18 protein-coding genes are annotated in these 18,191 nt (G+C 42.0%); 1 reads left to right on the plus strand and 17 read right to left on the minus strand.

Going from position 1 to position 18,191, the window contains the following annotated elements:
* Positions 1-125: 125 nt before the first annotated feature.
* From J7I80_RS08595 to J7I80_RS08670, 16 genes are all read right to left on the minus strand, one after another.
* The gene (locus tag J7I80_RS08595) at positions 126-1,829 is read right to left on the minus strand and encodes a transglutaminase-like domain-containing protein (RefSeq protein ID WP_214737566.1); all 1,704 of its coding nucleotides are present in this window, start codon (positions 1,827-1,829) and stop codon (positions 126-128) included.
* Positions 1,830-2,239: 410 nt separating this feature from the next.
* Complete coding sequence (locus tag J7I80_RS08600) at positions 2,240-2,530, minus strand: hypothetical protein (protein ID WP_214737568.1); 291 nt, start codon at positions 2,528-2,530, stop codon at positions 2,240-2,242.
* A gap of 217 nt (positions 2,531-2,747) precedes the next feature.
* On the minus strand, positions 2,748-3,041 hold the full coding sequence (locus tag J7I80_RS08605; RefSeq protein WP_214737570.1) for a hypothetical protein: 294 nt from the start codon (positions 3,039-3,041) through the stop codon (positions 2,748-2,750).
* Positions 3,042-3,073: 32 nt separating this feature from the next.
* Positions 3,074-4,603 (minus strand): hypothetical protein, encoded by a 1,530-nt coding sequence (locus J7I80_RS08610; protein WP_214737572.1) that lies wholly within the window; start codon positions 4,601-4,603, stop codon positions 3,074-3,076.
* Positions 4,604-4,672: 69 nt separating this feature from the next.
* Positions 4,673-5,410, minus strand: a complete 738-nt coding sequence (locus J7I80_RS08615; RefSeq protein WP_214737574.1) for a pilus assembly protein TadG-related protein — start codon at positions 5,408-5,410, stop codon at positions 4,673-4,675.
* The gene (locus tag J7I80_RS08620; RefSeq protein WP_214737576.1) at positions 5,400-5,786 is read right to left on the minus strand and encodes a TadE/TadG family type IV pilus assembly protein; all 387 of its coding nucleotides are present in this window, start codon (positions 5,784-5,786) and stop codon (positions 5,400-5,402) included. Before J7I80_RS08620 ends, J7I80_RS08615 begins: the two co-directional genes overlap by 11 nt.
* A 24-nt stretch (positions 5,787-5,810) precedes the next feature.
* Complete coding sequence (locus J7I80_RS08625) at positions 5,811-6,026, minus strand: hypothetical protein (protein WP_214737578.1); 216 nt, start codon at positions 6,024-6,026, stop codon at positions 5,811-5,813.
* A 40-nt stretch (positions 6,027-6,066) separates the two neighbouring features.
* The gene (locus J7I80_RS08630) at positions 6,067-7,005 is read right to left on the minus strand and encodes a type II secretion system F family protein (RefSeq protein ID WP_214737580.1); all 939 of its coding nucleotides are present in this window, start codon (positions 7,003-7,005) and stop codon (positions 6,067-6,069) included.
* A gap of 5 nt (positions 7,006-7,010) precedes the next feature.
* Positions 7,011-7,943 carry a type II secretion system F family protein gene (locus J7I80_RS08635; RefSeq protein ID WP_214737582.1) on the minus strand — a complete coding sequence of 311 codons (933 nt, stop codon included), beginning with the start codon at positions 7,941-7,943 and terminating at the stop codon, positions 7,011-7,013.
* Positions 7,940-9,280 (minus strand): TadA family conjugal transfer-associated ATPase, encoded by a 1,341-nt coding sequence (locus tag J7I80_RS08640; RefSeq protein ID WP_214737584.1) that lies wholly within the window; start codon positions 9,278-9,280, stop codon positions 7,940-7,942. Before J7I80_RS08640 ends, J7I80_RS08635 begins: the two co-directional genes overlap by 4 nt.
* A gap of 5 nt (positions 9,281-9,285) precedes the next feature.
* Entirely contained in the window at positions 9,286-10,413 is a 1,128-nt protein-coding gene (locus J7I80_RS08645; RefSeq protein ID WP_214737586.1) for a CpaE/TadZ family protein, read from the minus strand.
* 104 nt (positions 10,414-10,517) lie between these two features.
* Positions 10,518-11,324 (minus strand): CpaB family protein, encoded by an 807-nt coding sequence (locus J7I80_RS08650; RefSeq protein ID WP_214737588.1) that lies wholly within the window; start codon positions 11,322-11,324, stop codon positions 10,518-10,520.
* A complete protein-coding gene (locus J7I80_RS08655) occupies positions 11,321-12,064 on the minus strand; it encodes a hypothetical protein (protein WP_214737590.1) in 744 nt (247 codons plus the stop codon). Before J7I80_RS08655 ends, J7I80_RS08650 begins: the two co-directional genes overlap by 4 nt.
* Before the next feature lie 21 nt (positions 12,065-12,085).
* The gene (locus tag J7I80_RS08660) at positions 12,086-13,420 is read right to left on the minus strand and encodes a VWA domain-containing protein (RefSeq protein ID WP_214737592.1); all 1,335 of its coding nucleotides are present in this window, start codon (positions 13,418-13,420) and stop codon (positions 12,086-12,088) included.
* Between the two features lie 807 nt (positions 13,421-14,227).
* Positions 14,228-15,748 (minus strand): succinyl-CoA:acetate CoA-transferase ScpC, encoded by a 1,521-nt coding sequence (locus tag J7I80_RS08665; RefSeq protein WP_214737594.1) that lies wholly within the window; start codon positions 15,746-15,748, stop codon positions 14,228-14,230.
* Positions 15,749-15,876: 128 nt separating this feature from the next.
* A complete protein-coding gene (locus J7I80_RS08670; protein WP_214737596.1) occupies positions 15,877-16,521 on the minus strand; it encodes a LytTR family DNA-binding domain-containing protein in 645 nt (214 codons plus the stop codon).
* A 164-nt stretch (positions 16,522-16,685) separates the two neighbouring features.
* Between J7I80_RS08670 and J7I80_RS08675 the strand changes: the two genes are divergently transcribed.
* A complete protein-coding gene (locus J7I80_RS08675) occupies positions 16,686-17,345 on the plus strand; it encodes a hypothetical protein (RefSeq protein WP_214737598.1) in 660 nt (219 codons plus the stop codon).
* Between the two features lie 223 nt (positions 17,346-17,568).
* On the opposite strand, the gene J7I80_RS08680 is transcribed toward J7I80_RS08675, so the two are convergent.
* Entirely contained in the window at positions 17,569-18,012 is a 444-nt protein-coding gene (locus tag J7I80_RS08680; RefSeq protein WP_214737600.1) for a protein-tyrosine phosphatase family protein, read from the minus strand.
* Between the last annotated feature and the right edge of the window lie 179 nt (positions 18,013-18,191).

The raw sequence follows: 18,191 nt of genomic DNA on the forward strand, positions 1-18,191 counted from the left end.
ATCCCTATATCGTTCTTGACTCTTAAGAGACACAGAAAGCCGGCTGTAATTAGAGTTTGTTTTTAACTTGAGCCCTGTCTAGTTACAAAAAAATCTCAGAGCCAATTTCAGCTCTGAGATTTTTCTCAATACGATATTCCCGTTCTTGTATGTGTTTTTTCAAACTCAGTCATATTGGGATCAAAATACTTTTCATCATATTTTGCCACAAACTTTCCATCGTCTACATACCCGGAACCCCAGGTCGGATCCATGGTGATCCATTTACCGTCAATTTCCGCTTCGACCCACGCATGCCTTGAAGGCCACCAGCCGCCGCGGGCCATACCTTCAACGAACCGCGATTCAATATCGCTCGCTCTCATTAAAGCAATTGTCAGATAAGAATAGTCCTGACAGACACCTGTTTTTAAATCCAGTGTTTTCAGGGCGCTATCATCCCACTCAAAATCATCCGTCTCCAGCTTTTCAACATCATAGGCAACAGTTTTGGCTACATACTCATAGATTGCTTTAGCCTTATCCCTCTCCGTGCTCTTTCCTGCGGTGATTTCACTTGCCAGCTGTCTGATCGGCTCTGAATCGGATTGAACACCCCTTGATGGCAGCAGGTCACGCTGGTCTTCACCGGTTGATTCAACCTCAAAGCGGGCAAACCCGTAAAACCGGAAGTAATCACTATTTTCTTCTTTTATCTCAGGAACACTTAGTATAACCTCATATGTTCCGGGGCCGAACCGCAGATAAAAGGAGTCATCAAATGTAAAGTCCTTAACCGGAATGACATCTAACGCTTCATCTTCTCCCTTTTTAGTCGTGATATAGATATGTGTTGTATCAGGGCCAAACTCAGCATTAGGATCAATTTTCCCCTTTATACTGTACATTCCATCTGTCTCTTCACCGCCATATACAGGGGACTCGAGAGTAACGCCGCGCTCTAGGTATTGATCCATATACTCAATCGGCAGCATCGTCTTGTCAGACTCATTATCAATTAAAATAGTCGTAGCCGTCTGGTAGTAATTCTCACGTTCTTCATCCGGAACGAGAACCTCGAGTTCATGGACACCTTTACCGTAAAATAAAGGCACGTCATAGCTGAATTTACCATCCTTGATCGGCATAATATGCTTCCAGCTCTCCATATCCTTTGTCAGCTGAAGCATGACGGTATCTTCATCTGTCAGATTTCCAGCTTCCCCTTCCAATCTAAAAATCTCGTTTTCTTTCACATAGCCAGAATCAACACCAAGAGCCACTTCCGCGTCCTGGCCAAACGGGGTCAGCACAAGATCACGTTCAATATCCGGATTCACATTGTGGACATCAAAGGCGGTTGCTTCAAAATAATAATTCTCCGTTTCATTGCTCGGGATATGGACACTCACATGGTACTTACCTTCCCCATTAAAAAAACGAATTGTCTGCTTGTACTTGCCCTCCTTGAGCTTAGCGTAGTACTCATGCTGCTGTCCCGCAGGCCCTTCTTCATCTGCCGATACTTTGATCAATATATAATCCGACTTCAAAGAGGAAAACTTGTCAATCTTCCCTTCGACGACAACCTTCCCGTTGACCGCGAATTCCTTATGCTCCGGACTGGAAAAAGTGGAGCCAATCTCCTCGTTATAGGAACCCAGTTCAAGCGGCTGAAGCTCAAGTTCCTTGTTTTTTTCCTTCACCAGCTTTTCGTATTTATCCTCTTGTTTCTTCTCAGCCTTCGCCTTAGCATCACTCGGACTCGCATCGCTGCAGCCAGACAAAATGAAAAACGAGCTTAACAACAACAGCAAAACTGATAATATAGGATTCTTCTTCCGGTTCATTGTTACCTCCTTAGGTTTTAATCCTTAAAAATTTCAGCGATGTTTTATTTACGAATAACAACTTTGGAGGTTCCTAGGACTATAGACTCTATTCACAAAAATTTCTAAGTGGATATGACTTAAAAAGATGAGCCTCCTAAAAAGCTAATCTAGATTTTTAATGATACATTTTCTTGATACTTCAGTTGAAATGAAAGTGCATCTCCGAAATGTTTATTAAATCCACTTTCTTAGACATTTTGGGACTGCTTCTTCTCCGAAATGTCTATTAAACCACTTTCTTAGACATTTTGGAGCTGCTTCATCTCTGAAATATCTATTAAACCCACTTTCTTAGACATTTTGGAGTTGCTTCACCTTTGAAATGTCTATTAAACCCACTTTCTTAGACACTTTGGAGTTGCTTACTTCTATAATGCAACCGAAAGCCTCCATATGAAGAAAATCACTGCCAGTGCCAACCCTGAAAGCACCGACTTTTTACTAATGATGTCACCTTCATCATTTGTTGCTCTTAAAGATATCGATCCGGTAATCAGGCCAAGGATTGATAAGCCTAAAAAGATATAAGCTATATTTTCATTCCCTTCAAGATATATTACCCCATTTTCGTCCGCTTCAGAAATAGCCCAAATAATAGCTCCAGTTAAAGTACCCACAATGATAATCCCCGTTATTATGGTTAGTAACTTCTTTGACATGAAATCACCTCTAATTCCTAATGCACACATAACAAGTTGGACACTATCAAAGATCCAATGGTGAGGGTCCTTGGTCACCATAAAATAGTTTTTAGAGAAGGTCTACATTTGAATATAAGAATTTCTAAAAAAATGGATTAGCCTTCTTCGGCTAATCCTTTTAAATATTGGAGCGTAGAGTTATTATCTTAGAAATTAAACTTTTTTAAATGTTATACTAAAATATTGTGACAAGAAGTCGCCAAACCACAAAAAGAGCTGCAAGAGATAGTCCCCCGTAAATAGCCTTTTTTCCTACATTTTTACTATTTTCCCTAACACCTGCCGCATCTACTGCAGTTAAAATTACTGCCACGAATGATAAGGCGAGAAAGATATATATATTATTTTTTTGTTCTTCGAAATCTATATTCCAATTTTCGTCTGCAACATTGAATGCATAGATTGCAAATGCTACGCCTACTAAAAGAAGGTATGAATAAGTTATTTTTGTCCACGTTTCCTTTTTCATTTAATTCACCTCTTTAAAAGCAATTACTTTAGTTAGTTTTGAAGTGGATAAGGAGGGGCTGTTTGATTGTTATGAATACTCTTGGATTCAGGTATATTTTTATCCTCAATATCTGATGTTTTATTATTTGGACTTGTATCATTTTTAGAATCTACACCAGAATTCGTTTCTGGCTTTACACTTGGTTCATTTTTAGAATCAACATCAGAATCCGTCTCCGGCTTTACACTTGGTTCATTTTTGCTGTTATTAGTGAGATCACCGTTCACCCCACTTTTCACTACTTCCTCAATTGTTTTAGTAACACTGTCAGCTACTACTCCCTCTTTTAAGAATGAAAGGAGTGGGGTAAAGACTTTAATTGAAACAACAGTAACAACAGCACCTACAAGTATATTGTCAAACCCTAACCAATCTCCTTCTTTAATTACTCCAGAAATATAGTTTTCTATTCCACCATACACTCCTATAGCTCCTACCATGCCAAAACCTAAAGTAACGCCAGGAATAAGAATTGGACCTAATAGGAAACCTGAAACAGAACCAATGATAGTATCCCAAAATAAATCAGAAACCGAAAATTCTTTCCCAGTGAATTTATAAGTAAGAACATAAGATAAAATATTGGAGAAGAACCCTGCTGCTCCTCCTAATGCTGCTCCTTTAAACATTAATTTAAGAACATTATTCACAGTATAAAATCCCTTAATTTGCCCCCATAAAGGCCTCATCTTTACCCATCTATATGCGGCAACAGTCTTTGTTCTAAGCCACGGCCAAGCGGTACCTCGCATCCAGCCCCAAATAGCAGCCGGGCGCCCTCTGAGCCATGGCCAGGCGGCCGTTCTCCACCAGTTAGCGGCAACAGGCCAGGCAACTGTCCTGATCCAGCCGATTGCTGCGGCAAATGCGCCGGTGGCATAGCCAATATACCCTAGTACTCCTCCAACAAGAGCGAAACTAAACGCTCCCCAGAAGCTGTAATTATCACCCGCGAGCCATTGATAGGTGAATCCGCCAATAAGCGCACCAGCCACAATGATCAGCCCTGCTACAATCCCAAGAGGAATAGCAATCACTCCAAAGAATACAAGGAGCGCAATGACACCGATGATAATGCCCGCAGCAAGAATCCCTCCGAGCAGCGTCTGCGCCCATTCATTTTCACTGAACCAGTCTCCAATACTTTTAAAGAAGTCTTCGATGCTGCCCCACACGTCTGTTGCAAGATCCCAGGCATCATTCCACTTATCTTTTGCGAAATCCCAGGCATCATTCCATTCATCAACCGCCCAGTCTTTAAACTTGTTCCAGCCATCTACTAGACTGTCTCCGATATCCCCCAGCTCATTCAATGCCTTTTTCCACCAGGGCAGGGGACCATCCTCGCCATCAACCGGTTCTCCTCCCGACGCATCGGTTGGTTCTGTTTTACTCAAACCCTGCTTATTGGTTTCGACCTCTGTCAAATCCGCCGAGACAGGGATTATAACGGCAAACTGGATCAGAAATAAAGCCATAAATGCTAATACGATTCTAATTTTTGAACTTCTAATTGTCATTTACTTTATCACCCTTTTAAAAAGAAGTGAATGCTCCAATAATCATGGGTTAATGGACCATTGTGCAGACTAGTCGCAGAATATGTCAAAGCCCTCTGGCTCCCCGATCCTGGCAGATGATTCTGCGGTAATTGCCGGAACTCCTTCATCTGGTACTGTCGTATATTGACCCTTCCGTTCTGTCACGACATAGATGCGGAAATCCTCGGGGATGAATGTCATTTGTTTTATTTTGTCATTCTGGTTTTCCTTCGCGAATTTTTCTGCTTCCTTACGGGCTTCCGTCAAATTATCCCTGACCGACTTGCAGGCAATATCCCTTACGCCATCATCATCAAAGAAGAACTTCATGGCTGTCTTTGCTTTGACTTCGACAGAATGATCCAGAATCCACCCGACCATATCGCCAGGCATATTCCGGCCATCGTAATTGTCTTCCATCATTTCCACAAACTCTGCTAATAGCTCACTTTCAGAGGGAGGCGGCGGTGGATCCTCTCCTTCCGCAGGAGGCTCTGAATCTGCAGAATCCTCCAGGAACTGTTCCCAGGCTTCTCCTAATGCATCCAGCTCTTCCTGGGTTTTATCCTGCAGCGTTTCCTTCATCGTGTCCTTGGAGGACTTTGCCGCCGCCAAGGCTGCTGAGTCAGCGCCTGTTTGGGTCACCCGTTTATTGATGAATACATTTGAGAAATCAAAGAACATCAAAGCTATGAAAATAGCAGCTATAAGCATGCCAACCATGATGATCAGCATGCCGCTGCCTCTCTCGTTGTTAATATAGTTTTTCAGTTTCTTAATCGTCATCTGGTTCTTCCTCCATTGGCATCACTGCATCCATCGCAAAGGAGAATTTCATTTCCGAAATCAGCGGAAGGGCCACGATTGGCGCCTGGACCTCCACCACAACCCTGGCTTCATCAGGACCCGGTCCACCTGATATATTTTTAATTTTTACGCCATAGGCTGATCTTTTTGTGACATTTTCCCAGTCAGGATCATGTACAGAAGCTGCCCTTGCACCATCTCGGGCAGCCGATTCTGCGACTACAACTGAAAAGGCAATCAGCGCAACCTGCCAGATGATCAGGAAAGCCAGAATAACCAGCGGGAACATCGCGACAAATTCGATCGACTGTGAACCCTTTTCATTATTAAGAAGCTTTTTTATTTTTCCTTTCAAATTTAACAACCCCGGAAATTATTATTATGATCCTGCGCCAATCTTTCCTACCAATTCACTCAACTTGCTCATGATCGTCTGTCCAAGAGAAGTGTCCTCGCCGATGCCCGAAGCAATTGCGCCCATGACCGCAAGGACAACAAGGCCTAATGCAACCCATTCAAGCGCCTGGGCACCTCTCTCATTGTTCACATAACGATTGTATACACCAGTCATCTTCACCATAGTTTTCTTTAACATATTATTCATCTCCCGATTTTTATTTTTATAGTTAATCCTTCTACTTGAAGAAGGAGTCCAACCCAAATGCTTGAGGATTGTAGAAAATATTTAACGCAAGCAGACCAATTATGAGGCCGAATACGGCTGGTGCCACGAAAAAAGTGGTGACCAGCGTGATTTGCGGGCTTGCTTTGGCTGCCTTTTCTTTAGCAATGAAACCTCTTGTCGCCCTTAAATCATCCGCCTGGAGTTTGAATGTCCTGGATACCGGCACACCAAGTGAAGATCCTTGTATCAATCCGTTAACCAGTGAATGCAGTTCCTTCGAAGAATTCCTTTCTATCAAACTCTGATAAGCGGTCAGCCTGGGAACTCCGAGCTCGACTTCCTTGTTAAAACGATCAATCTCCTCGCTTAGCGGCCCTTCAAATTGCTTTGTTACTTGTTTCAGGGCTGAATCCAACCCAACTCCTGCCTGCAGGGTGACACTGACGGTATCAAGAAAATCAGGCATCATGATGCTGATCGTTTCCTGTCTGTATTTCGCTTTGAAATAAAGCCAAAGACTCGGTCCTAAAAACCCGCCTAAAATGGAGATTAATAGAATCTGGAGTCCTGATGGCATTCCCAGAATAGAGTAGAAACTGCCAAATCCGAGGCCGATCAAACCAAGCACAAACCTGAAACCATAGAAATCCTGGATTTGCATCCCTAGAGGGTTTCCCGCCTCCTTTAGCATGCGATCGTGTTTATCGATCTCAGCAAAAAACGGATATTTAATCCCGACCGGGCCTGCCTTGAATCCCCATTGGATAATCGGTGACAACAGCCTTTCCCTTAGTGGGATCTTTTTCTTCCGATTCTTTGGATTATATCCCTGGGAAAGCAGGAGCTTTTCTTTTTTTACGATAAACAGATACAGATAGACAAACCCAATGAACAACGTCAGCAGTATAAGCGAAAACATCACCATTGAGAAAAAACCGATTAATTTCATCCTATCTACACCCTTATATTTGTAATTCTCTTAATTAAAATGAAGGCAAAAAAGACTAAGGCGGAAAAAGCTAAAAATAACAGCAAACCCAAAGGTCTAAATAAAACATTCAAAAAGCCTTTGATGAAGAGATTCATCATCATCGCCATCAGAAATGGCATCACGACCAGGATATAAGCGATCGAGCGGCTTTCAGCCGTGACGGTCTGGATTTCTTTATGGACACGGCTGCGTTCTTCCAGGGTTTCAGCCATTGAAGAAAGAACTTCAGCAAGGTTTCCCCCCACACGTTGCTGGATCAGGATTGTACTGACAAAAATATTGATATCATTACTCGGTACCCGCTCCCTGAAATCATTCATAACGGTCTCAAGGCTGTCTCCAAGTTTAAATTGGTAATCCATCTTCTGAAACTCCTGGCCGCTTGGCTCCTTCATATCTCGCCCAACCATTTCGATTGTCTGCGGAATGGTTTGCCCGGCCTTTATACCGTTGGACATCATCCGGCACACTTCCGGAAGCTGTTTATTAAATATTTCTGTCCGTTTATTTTTAGTAGAGTTCAAATAAAACTTAGAACCCAATGAAACGATTAAATAAGCGAACATGATTGCCATGATGATATAAAGCCCTAGGACAAAGTGATTGATAAAGGTCAAGAGCGCAAGCAGCAAAATATAGATTCCCATATATTCAGAAGGTTTCAACGGAATATTGCCCTGGTAAAGTTTCCTTTCCAATTCATCCGAGAGTTCTGAACGGTCGAAACGGTCACCTATTAACAAGACGAAGCTTTTTCGTTCCAGGCTATCGCTTTTATCAAACCATTGATCTACTCTTTTAACCGTCCCTCTTGTATTACGGCTCTGCACAATATAAAACATACCAATGATGAAAAAGAAAACACAGCCAGTCAATAACAGCAAGGCAGTTGTCATGTTACTGCACCCGCCTGAAAGTGTTCTTTCGTGAATTCAACACCATAAGATACAAAGCGCTGATACAGCTTTGGCACATATCCTGTCGCAGCGAAATTTCCGACAATTGTTCCATCAGCCAGTGTTGCTTCCCGGTTAAATCGGAATATATCACGCGCAATAATCTCCCCATCTTCCTCCACCAGTTCAGCGATGCTGACAATTCTCCTTTTACCGTCAGAGAAACGAGAGGTTTGGACGATTAAATCAAGCGCCCCAACGAAATATCCTCTGATTACCTCAACCGTCAGCGGAAGTCCTGACATAATGACCATTGCTTCCAGACGGCCAAGGGCATCCTTCGGGCTGTTGGCGTGAACAGTCGTCAATGACCCTTCATGACCTGTATTCATCGCCTGAAGCATATCGATTGCTTCCGAGCCACGGACCTCACCTACAATGATCCTGTCAGGACGCATCCTCAGTGCGTTCTTAACCAGATGATTGATCGTAACTTCCCCTTTTCCTTCCATGTTCGGCGGCCTTGCTTCAAGCCTGACCAGATTGTCATAATTGAAACGAAGCTCTGCCATGTCCTCAATCGTGACGATCCTTTCACCTCTTGGAATCGAGGCTGACAGGACATTCAGAAGGGTTGTTTTACCGCTTCCTGTCCCGCCGGATACAAGGATATTTGCTTTTGCTTCAACTGCGGCCTGCAAAAAGATGGCCATTTCATTTGAAAAACTGCCAAAGCCCATCAAGTCTTCAAGCGTAAATGGATCCTTTTTGAACTTCCTGATCGAAATCGATGGACCATCGATACTGATTGGTGGAATGACGGCATTTACACGGCTTCCATCGAGCAAACGCGCATCTACCATCGGTGAACTCTCGTCGATCCTTCTGCCTAGCGGCGCAATGATCCGGTCGATAATGTGACGGACATGCTCATCATCCTTAAACCGTACATTCGTTTTTTCTATCTTCCCCTGTTTCTCAATGAACACCTCGTAAGCACCATTCACCATGATTTCAGTAATCGAATCATCTCTTAACAGGGCTTCCAATGGCCCATATCCTACAGACTCATTGATGATCTGCTGGATAATCTGTTCAATCTGGTCATTTGGAATAATGACCTTTTCTTCATCGATCATTTGCATGATCAGTCGTTCAATCGTCTTTTTTCGTTCGACAGGTGATAAGGTCGTTATGTTTTCAAGATTGGCTTCCTTTATCAGACGGGATTTATAATGCCTCACCCATCTGTCGACCTGGGATTGTTCTACGTTCCATTCACGTTGCGGCGTGATTTTTTGTGTGCTTAAAATGGAGGCTTTCTCTACCCACGACATTCAAATCACCCCTTTGTACGATTTTGCATTTCATCCACATACTTTTTCATGGATTTCGAGACCTTGTTGCTGCCCTTATCCTTCTTCTTTTTATAAAATCCTTCTCCCATATTGATGAATGGCTGGATCGAGAAGAAGTCCGATTCAATGCAGCCATTCACTTCACGGCCAATGATTTTTTCCATATCCTTAAGAGTTAATTCAAGCTTTGGATGGTATCGATTAATCAGGACTGATACCTCTCCTCCTCTGCCAATCTGGAATCGCTCAAACAAATCCTCAGAATACTTAAAGGCTCTCAGCCCCAGGCTGTCAGGTGTCAGAATGTAATGAATGTGATTGGATTCATTCAGTCCTGTAAAAGTTGAATTGTTGATGTGAGACGGCAAATCAAGAATGATGTAGTCATAATGGCTTTTTGCCACACGAATCAGCCTTCCGATTAATTCATCAGGAATGGATTCTGCCTTTGCCGGATTCGCTGGACCAGTCAAAAGCGTTACCTTTGTTTCTTCATGATAATTTGAAACGTTTTGCAGGTGGCGAATATCCATCTCATCCATAACTGGAATCAGATCAAAATAAGAACGGACAGGCTGAATGCCATATAGAACATCTGCATTCCCGAATTGAGCATTCAAATCAATAAGCAGAACCTTAAAACCGTGATGAATACTCAAGGATTGAGCCAGCAAGCTGGCGAGCAATGTCTTGCCGCTCCCGCCCTTCGCACTATAAAAGGCATGAACCTGACCATTGCCATATCCCATTTCTGTTTCTTTTTGGAACTTAAATTGCTCTTTAGAAGCTTTCAATGCTTCCAACAGCCTGTTTTTCTCACCTGGCAGGACGATAACATCCTTTGCCCCGGCTACAAGCCAGGTTCTCGCTTGCTCAAATTCATAATTGCGTGTTAGACCCAGTACAATGCTTGAGGAAGACATTGGAATTTGCTGCGGGTTCTCAATTGTATCTAAATCAACAAATATATAATGATAGGACTGCTGCTCACGAAACGTCCGTTTCCATTCGGACACAACGGAAATTTCGATATTTTCCTCGCTGACCAACTGCAGCAGTTCCTCACTCCAGCTCCTATCCTTGCTAATCAGCAAACCTTTATATATGCTCACACTTTCGCATCCTTCCAAAGCAATGAAATATTTATGATTAAGGTGTTTCTTCAGGGGTGATTCCCTGAGTTTAAAACGGTATAAGATTAAGATTTTAATATATTCTAAGGTTTAGACTGTTCTTTAGATGCAGGCTTGTCGGTTGCCTTGTCAGCTGGTGCCTTATCGGCTGGGGCTTTCTGTTGTTCTGTATTTGCTGCTGCTCCAGCCTCCCCATCAGCTTTATTTTGCTCCTGCTGCTTTTTGTCTGCTCCTTCAGCTTGTTGTGAAGTCTCCGCTTCCTTAAGCTCTTGCTTACCTGAAGATGCCTGATTTACCCTGAGCACCCTGATTTGCTTTGCTGAGTTCTGGTAATGAATCAGGCTTTCTGCATCCTCAATCGGCACGGAAATCCGCACACGTGGAGGTTCTTCATCCACTTCTTCAACCTCGACAACATAAACATTTTGGAAGATTCGCTTTGTTTGCATTTTGTCTTCCTTGCCAGTTGTAACTATGATATCTACAAGATCCCCTGGAGCAATGTTCTTCTGGTCGACCAGAACGATTTCAGTTGCATTCAGCCATACAACACGCTCGTTTTCAGGTATATCTATTTTCTTTCTCACAAGGTTTTTTGTAAGAAGGTCTCCACCTTTTAAATTTACGACGGTAATAACTTCTTCTAAATCCTTCTCATCTGTAATGAAGCCTTTTTGTGCGCTTGCTTTTGGAAGCTGGATCCATTCAATGTCTTTAGCTGTAAGCTCATAATAGGATTTTACATCTTCCTTTACCGCTGCAACCGCTACAGTCTTACCTAGCTTTTCCTGTGCCTGGTTGATTTGGACGAGGATGACCCCCGCTGCTACAAGAGCAAGTAAAAAAGAAATCGTTAAAAATAAAATTGCTTTTCTTTTAGAATCTATCATCCATTTGTCACTCCATTAGTTTTCTTCACATACAGCGGCACGTCCTGATCAGCAATCAAGATATCCACCACGTCTGAGTGAACTGGCAGCCCTGTGCCTTCCAGCTGATAAAAGCTCGCTCCCTGAGATTCAAAATCCAGTTTTGTTCTCGATGCCATAATCAGCATATCGGAAGGATTATGCTTCAAAATTTCATCAAGCAGCCCTTGTTTCATTCCTGAGACAAGGGGCTTTTCACTCGTATGATCAAATAAAAAATACTGCTTGGATTTTCTCTCCTTCAATGTAAGGTAGTTAGAGGGTTTGCGGTATTTCTGGTTATTAACCACTGTCAGTCTCTTATAATTTCCTGTAAAAGCAATTTCCTCTGCATCAGTAAGATTGGCTTGCTCAAGAATAAGGTATACTGCTAGTGCCTTATTTTCTGAACCATCGAGAATGTAAAGCTTTTCGTTAGGAAAATACCAGTTTTTCAGCCGCTTGATGATTCCGCTATCGGTTGTAAACGCATCATAGATATATAGAACAGAGCGATGGGTTTCCAGTAAAGCCCCTACTTCTTCAAGCTCCTCCTGAAGAGTGCGGTTGATGAGCGGCAAGCTTCTTTGGAACATGCCGCCCTTTTTTGAGGTTATATATTCATGTAAAGAATCTGCTTTTTTCAATTTAGAATTCCGGATTGTTGCAGAACCCGTAATGTCCTTTGGGATACCCAATGATTCATCCATCACAATATGCATTCTGGATCCTCTCTTCTCTCATCAGCTAGCATTAATCTGGTCGATTAATTCCTGGCGTCTTTTGTCTACTTTTTCTTTCGCTTGTTCCATCAGGGACTCACTGAAGCTATTCAATTCCTCATATCGGATTTTAATCAAATCATAGATGGCGTCTCTGTCTTCGGGTTTAATTTTTTCCTGCTTCTGCAGTTCCGATAATGCATCTCCTAACAGCATTCTTTCCGTGTCTGCAACGTCCATGAAATCATTCCTGATTCCTCCGACCTGCTGCTTTAAGTCTGCGGTCCGGAAGTTGATTTCTGTTTTGCTGGATGCTTTAGAGATATTTTTCTCAATGGAAGACATTGCTTCACCCATCAATTTGGTTAGAGTGTTTTCCAGTTCTACCTTTGAGTTGACGGTATAGTATTGGCCATTCCCTGCTTGAGCTGCCGCTTTAAGCTGCCTCTGCCCCTCATCATCCACATTAAAGCCAATGATATTGACCTTGACCTGCAGATCAGAGTTTGCGAGCTTTCTAGCTTCTTCAACTGGGTCACCATCACATGTTTCAATCCCGTCACTCACAACATAGAGGATATTTTCTGTATTTTCATCTGCCTTTGTTTGTAAATCGTCATATCCGGCTTTTATGGAGGCCGCTATAGGCGTCCAGCCGCTTGGCTTAAACTTATTCAGCGCAGCACTGAAATTTTGTTCATTATAAGTATTGGTTTCATACATGACCTCCGTACTTGAACAGGATAGCTGTTTGTCTTTGTCATCTCCTGTGCCCTTATGCCCATAGGTACGCAAGGTGATTGGGGTCTCATCCGGGAATCCGGCAGCAAATTTTCTGACGGCATTTTTGGCTAAATCCATTTTCACTCCGCCTGAAACCTGTCCGTTCATACTTCCGCTTGAATCGATATGTATAGCAATATTCTTGATCTTTTGTTTCTCGCCGGCGATGTCGTATTCACCATAATCAGGTTCATAGTTTACAAGGTTTTGGTAAACTTCTGTATAATCCATGCCAAACCAGTGAATCAATCCATTTAAAATTTCCTGTTCCGATTGATCTTTCGTTTGGAATTCCGCCATCAATTTGTCCATGTCGCTTATAGAATCCTCATCAGCTGTTCCAGCCTTGGCCGCTGCCTCTGCCATCTTTTCTCCAACTGGCTGGTTGACAATTTCTTCACCCGTCATTGCCGCTTCGGGATATTCAACCTTTTCTGCAGCTTCCTCTTTCTCTTTCTTTTCCTCCTGCTTTGCTGGCTGGCTGCTTTCTTTTTCAGCGGCACCCTGATCGGAACATCCAGTAAATAGAGCCGCTGAAGCCATGCAGAAAATTAGTGCTGCAATCTTCTTCATCTCTTTCTCCCCTTCTCTTGCTCAAACTTAAAGATTTTTCTTTTTTAAATATGAAAATTATGGAAATATTTATTTGTTTATTTCCAATTTTATGATTCATTAAACCTATATACATGGAGTTTTTTCTTTTTTATTACTATATATTTACTATCACTTGTTCACAAAACCGTCAAATCAGACCCTTGACAGCTGCATTATCTCCAGTGATTTTATTCCCACAAAAATCTTGAATATAAGATTTTTTTATAGGTAAAATTTCATATTTTTATTTTTAATTGAAAATATTGCAACTGTGGAATTTTGTTGGATTTTGTCGGATTGATTTCAAATATTAAGTTTTATAGGTATATATAACTATTTTTAGCAGTAATCAGGAAATATTTTCATTAAGAAATTGCAGCTCCCTCCTTTCCGTTCCTCTAATACGTTATACGTTTTGGCGTTGGTCGAGTTTTCAGACTATTTACTCATTTAGGGATAGTAGGAAGCAACTATTTTATCCCCTTGAAAAACTTGACACATAATCTTAATGAGTTTAGACATTAGGAGATGGGTTAATAAATTTTTAGCCGACATGCAGAAAGAATCCTTTACAAATCATCAAGAGAAACATGAAAGTAATTTGGACCAGTCAATGCCAGCAATGAGAGGTTTATTGTTTTTTATTCTGCTGAAGATATTATAAAACTCAACGAAAAAGAGGCTCCCCACATGTCTTAGGACTAGGGAAGCCTCTATATAATCTTCTATATTAATTTCCTATTTTCGATTGAAATGAAATCTAAATTCCCTTAGAAATACAATGCGCTATACAGTAATCGTTTCCGTCGATTCTTCAAGCATTGTACCCTTGCTGGCAAAATTGGTATGCCATGATAATGCTTTTTCTAAAATATGCGGTGTTTGCCCGCCTCTTTCCAGCGCTTCTCGATAATAAGCACGCAGTTGGTCGCGGTACATCGGATGCGCACAGTTTTCAATGATCAGTTCCACTCTTTCCCTTGGAGCAAGGCCTCTTAGGTCGGCATATCCCTGTTCAGTGACAATCACGTCTACATCATGCTCTGTATGGTCTACATGTGAGACGAAAGGCACGATGCTCGAGATGTTTCCACCTTTGGCAATCGATTTTGTGACGAAGATGGCCAGGCGTGCATTTCTGGCAAAATCGCCAGAACCTCCGATGCCGTTCATCATTTTAGTGCCGAGGACATGAGTTGAATTCACATTTCCGTAGATGTCCAACTCCAAGGCAGTATTGATTGAAATCAACCCGAGACGACGGATAATTTCAGGATGGTTGGAGATTTCCTGAGGGCGCATCATCAATTTATCGCGGTATTTTTTAAAGTTTGAGAATACCTGCTTCATTTTTTCTTCGGAAAGTGTGATTGAACAGCATGAAGCAAATTGGACCTTTCCCGCGTCAATCAGGTCAAACACCGCATCCTGAAGCACTTCGGAATAAACTTCTAAGTTCTCAAACTCTGAATCAAGCATTCCATGTAGAACGGCATTGGCAACCGAACCGATTCCTGATTGTAATGGAGCCAGGCTTTCGGTAAGTCTTCCAGCCTTCACTTCTTTTCGCAGGAATTCGATTAAGTGCTGAGCCATTACCACTGTTTCTTCATCCGGAGGGACAATCGTCGATGGGGAATCCAGCTGATTCGTGAACACAATTCCTTTGACCTTGTCCACATCAATCGGGATTCCGATGGTTCCGATCCTGTCATCCGCTTTTGTTAGCGGGATAGGCTGCCTTGCCCCCTGTTTTCCTGGTTCGTATAAATCATGCAGTCCTTCCAGATCTGTTGACTGAGCTGTATTGATTTCGATGATGATTGATTTTGCATTCCGGGCAAAAGCCATCGAATTGCCGATCGAAGTCGTTGGAATGACCATTCCGTCCTCGTTGATTGCAACCGCTTCCAAAATAGCGACATCAACTTCCATGACATCAGCACGGATCAGCTCGGCTGTATGGGATAAATGCTGGTCGACAAATAGAAAATCTCCCTGGTTGATTCCGCGGCGCATTGTCGCATCTGCCTGGAATGGCAATCTTTTGCCCAGAATGCCCGCTTCAGCGAACCGCTTATCAACATCAGAACCCAGTGAAGCACCAGTATAGACATTAACCTTAAAATTTTCATCTTCTTTTACCTTATTAACCAGAGCAAATGGTACCGCTTTTACATCACCCGCACGCGTGAATCCGCTTAACCCTAAAGACATTCCGCTTTCAATGAAGGAAGCTGCCTGTTCAGGAGTCACAACTTTGTCCTTCAGTCGGTGATCTTTAATTCTTTCTAATTGATGTTCCATATCTCAATCCCTCGCTTAATGAATAGTTATAATCATTTTACCCATTAGCACCATCAAGATATGGTTTTTGGCATACTAGACCAAAGATTCGGACAAAACAGCAAATTTAGACACCAAAGCAGAATAAATCAGAATCCCAGCAGCTTTCTAAAGTAACTGGAGTAAGATTGGCTGACCGGCACCCGTTCCCCATTATCCATCGAAAGCAAAAAAGTAGAATGAGTGTCCGGATAAATCGTCTTAATATGGTTCACATTTACAATAAAAGATCGATGGCAGCGAATAAACGAATCCTTCGGAAGTAAATATTCAAACTCCTGCAGGGAGTATTTATGGGTACCCGATATCTCATCTGTGTAGACATGCGTCTTCTTATCTTTAGCTTCAATATGGATCACCTTTGAAAAAGGAACCGGAATCCAGCCATCCTGGGTTTTCAGAGTCACGACTGACTTTCCATCCGTCAGCGCCGGATAGATCGCTGTCACACAGCCCTCAATCTTGCCATTATGTAAAAACGGTACTGCCATGCCATGATAAGGAATACCAAAAACATCCCTGTTAATAAACTCAGAAACCTTCTGCTTCGACATCAGCGCTTTATAGGCAATCGTCCCTTCCTTAACAGGATCGCCAGCAGCAATCTTCAAATCAACCCTTTTGCTGGGACGATAATAAATGTATTCTCTTGTATTCGAAACCGCAATCGAAATCTCATCCGAAAACAACTCTCCGATGACATCCAGCAATGAGCTTAATGTTATGTCCTCCATGCTTTTCTCACCTCGTTTGTTATTATACTACGATTATGAAAATTCTTTGAGGGTAAGCATCGAAAGGCAAAATTAGAAGAATACCTTTTTCGAACCAATACATTCATCCACTCAAGTTAAGTGTTAAGTGCATATCCATATTAAAGAAAGGAGTGTTGTTAAAAGTGGAAAAAAAAATGATAAACGAGAACAAGGAAGTTAAAAACCCGCTTCCGTCTCTTCCTGACCAAGCGGCTGCTGAGGGGGTGGATTTTACACCTGTTACTCCTAATCAAGTTGGTGACCTTACGTGTGAACCGGTTAATCGAAACGTCAATTTTTGCTGTGAAGTAGAAATTCCTGAGGGTTTTTTGGGCGTGATTGACGATATAAGGTTAATTTATAATACGAATCAATTAAGGGCCCATGTAGAAGAATGTGAGCAGACTGTTGAGACCGACTGTGGTCCTGTAACCGTACCATTATATCAAGTAAGGGTTACTGGATGTATTCCCTTTATTGGGAGCTCATCGATAATAGGTGATTGCGGAGGATTAAACACAATAGAAAATGACCCTGCTTGTCCACCAACATTTGATGATTCCGGCCTTGGACGTATAAGTTGTTCAGGTAAAGTATGTGTAGACCATGTTATAGGTTGTTGTACAACTCCACCAACCACTCTCCCTACTTTGGACTGTGACACGATAACGGTTACAGGATATGGTGTGTTTAATGGTTTTCGGCCTGTAGTAGTGTGTGGAAATCAGATTGTATGTAGAAGCATTATCTTTGCAGGCACCTTCCAACTTCCCACTTTTACTTGTGTCCATATGAAGAAATAGATGGATCATATTGAAACTGTTAATTTTCGCCAAAATGAAAGAGCAGCATGGCTTTTCGTTTTAAGCTATTATTGCATACTAGTTAAATACGATAATATTATTAGAAATAGGGATAGATTCGATAACGTTTGGTCCCTATTAACACTACCAAGAATATTTAAACAACAAATATAAAAAAGGCCTCCAGCAGTTTAGAAAACAACAAAGTTTACCTAATAACATCTCATGCTTCCCCGAATCCAAGGTGCCTTTCATACTCGGTCAGCACTTCCATATAATTTGGAGTAGGCTCTATGTCCGGTTTAATTTGTCTTACAGTATGCAGTGCCTGATTAAGGCTTAACTGAAAACGCTGCATATAATATGCTGTTATCACAAAACCCAGCCGTTGGGAACCATACGTATCATGAATAAGGATGCGGTGTCCCTTTTCAACTAAATAGTTTAATTGTTTAATTAGCTTTTCTACCCATTCGATGGTCGGAGCTTCCTTGATAGTTAAAGGTGCCCATATCATTATTCGCTGAGAAAAATCAAAAGGCGGTTGGTCAGGCTTTGTCCGCAGGTTTACGATCGAAGTAATATGTTGATAGACAAATGGCCAATCCTTAAAGGAAATCCTGCCTCCTACAAAAACCCTTCCTGGAATCATCTCTGTAAAGCTCAATATGGCTCCCCTCGCTTTCCTTATTTACTTTATGTCATTTAGATTGCAGGGTTCCTCCTACATACATCAATGGATAGCGCTTTTTTCGGGATTCGCTCCTTTTTGTGTCTCCATCGACGCTATGGATAGCGCTTTTTTCGGAATTCGCTCCTTTTTGTGTCTCCATCGACGCTATGGAT

The organism is Bacillus sp. ISL-41 (assembly GCF_018613235.1).
Lineage (GTDB): Bacteria > Bacillota > Bacilli > Bacillales > Cytobacillaceae > Mesobacillus.

Coding starts and splice junctions, on each gene's coding strand:
- J7I80_RS08595 (WP_214737566.1), bottom strand. CDS start 1,829: ATGAACCGGAAGAAGAATCCTATATTATCAGTTTTGCTGTTGTTGTTA.
- J7I80_RS08600 (WP_214737568.1), bottom strand. CDS start 2,530: ATGTCAAAGAAGTTACTAACCATAATAACGGGGATTATCATTGTGGGT.
- J7I80_RS08605 (WP_214737570.1), bottom strand. CDS start 3,041: ATGAAAAAGGAAACGTGGACAAAAATAACTTATTCATACCTTCTTTTA.
- J7I80_RS08610 (WP_214737572.1), bottom strand. CDS start 4,603: ATGACAATTAGAAGTTCAAAAATTAGAATCGTATTAGCATTTATGGCT.
- J7I80_RS08615 (WP_214737574.1), bottom strand. CDS start 5,410: ATGACGATTAAGAAACTGAAAAACTATATTAACAACGAGAGAGGCAGC.
- J7I80_RS08625 (WP_214737578.1), bottom strand. CDS start 6,026: ATGTTAAAGAAAACTATGGTGAAGATGACTGGTGTATACAATCGTTAT.
- J7I80_RS08630 (WP_214737580.1), bottom strand. CDS start 7,005: ATGAAATTAATCGGTTTTTTCTCAATGGTGATGTTTTCGCTTATACTG.
- J7I80_RS08635 (WP_214737582.1), bottom strand. CDS start 7,943: ATGACAACTGCCTTGCTGTTATTGACTGGCTGTGTTTTCTTTTTCATC.
- J7I80_RS08640 (WP_214737584.1), bottom strand. CDS start 9,280: ATGTCGTGGGTAGAGAAAGCCTCCATTTTAAGCACACAAAAAATCACG.
- J7I80_RS08650 (WP_214737588.1), bottom strand. CDS start 11,324: ATGATAGATTCTAAAAGAAAAGCAATTTTATTTTTAACGATTTCTTTT.
- J7I80_RS08655 (WP_214737590.1), bottom strand. CDS start 12,064: ATGCATATTGTGATGGATGAATCATTGGGTATCCCAAAGGACATTACG.
- J7I80_RS08660 (WP_214737592.1), bottom strand. CDS start 13,420: ATGAAGAAGATTGCAGCACTAATTTTCTGCATGGCTTCAGCGGCTCTA.
- J7I80_RS08665 (WP_214737594.1), bottom strand. CDS start 15,748: ATGGAACATCAATTAGAAAGAATTAAAGATCACCGACTGAAGGACAAA.
- J7I80_RS08670 (WP_214737596.1), bottom strand. CDS start 16,521: ATGGAGGACATAACATTAAGCTCATTGCTGGATGTCATCGGAGAGTTG.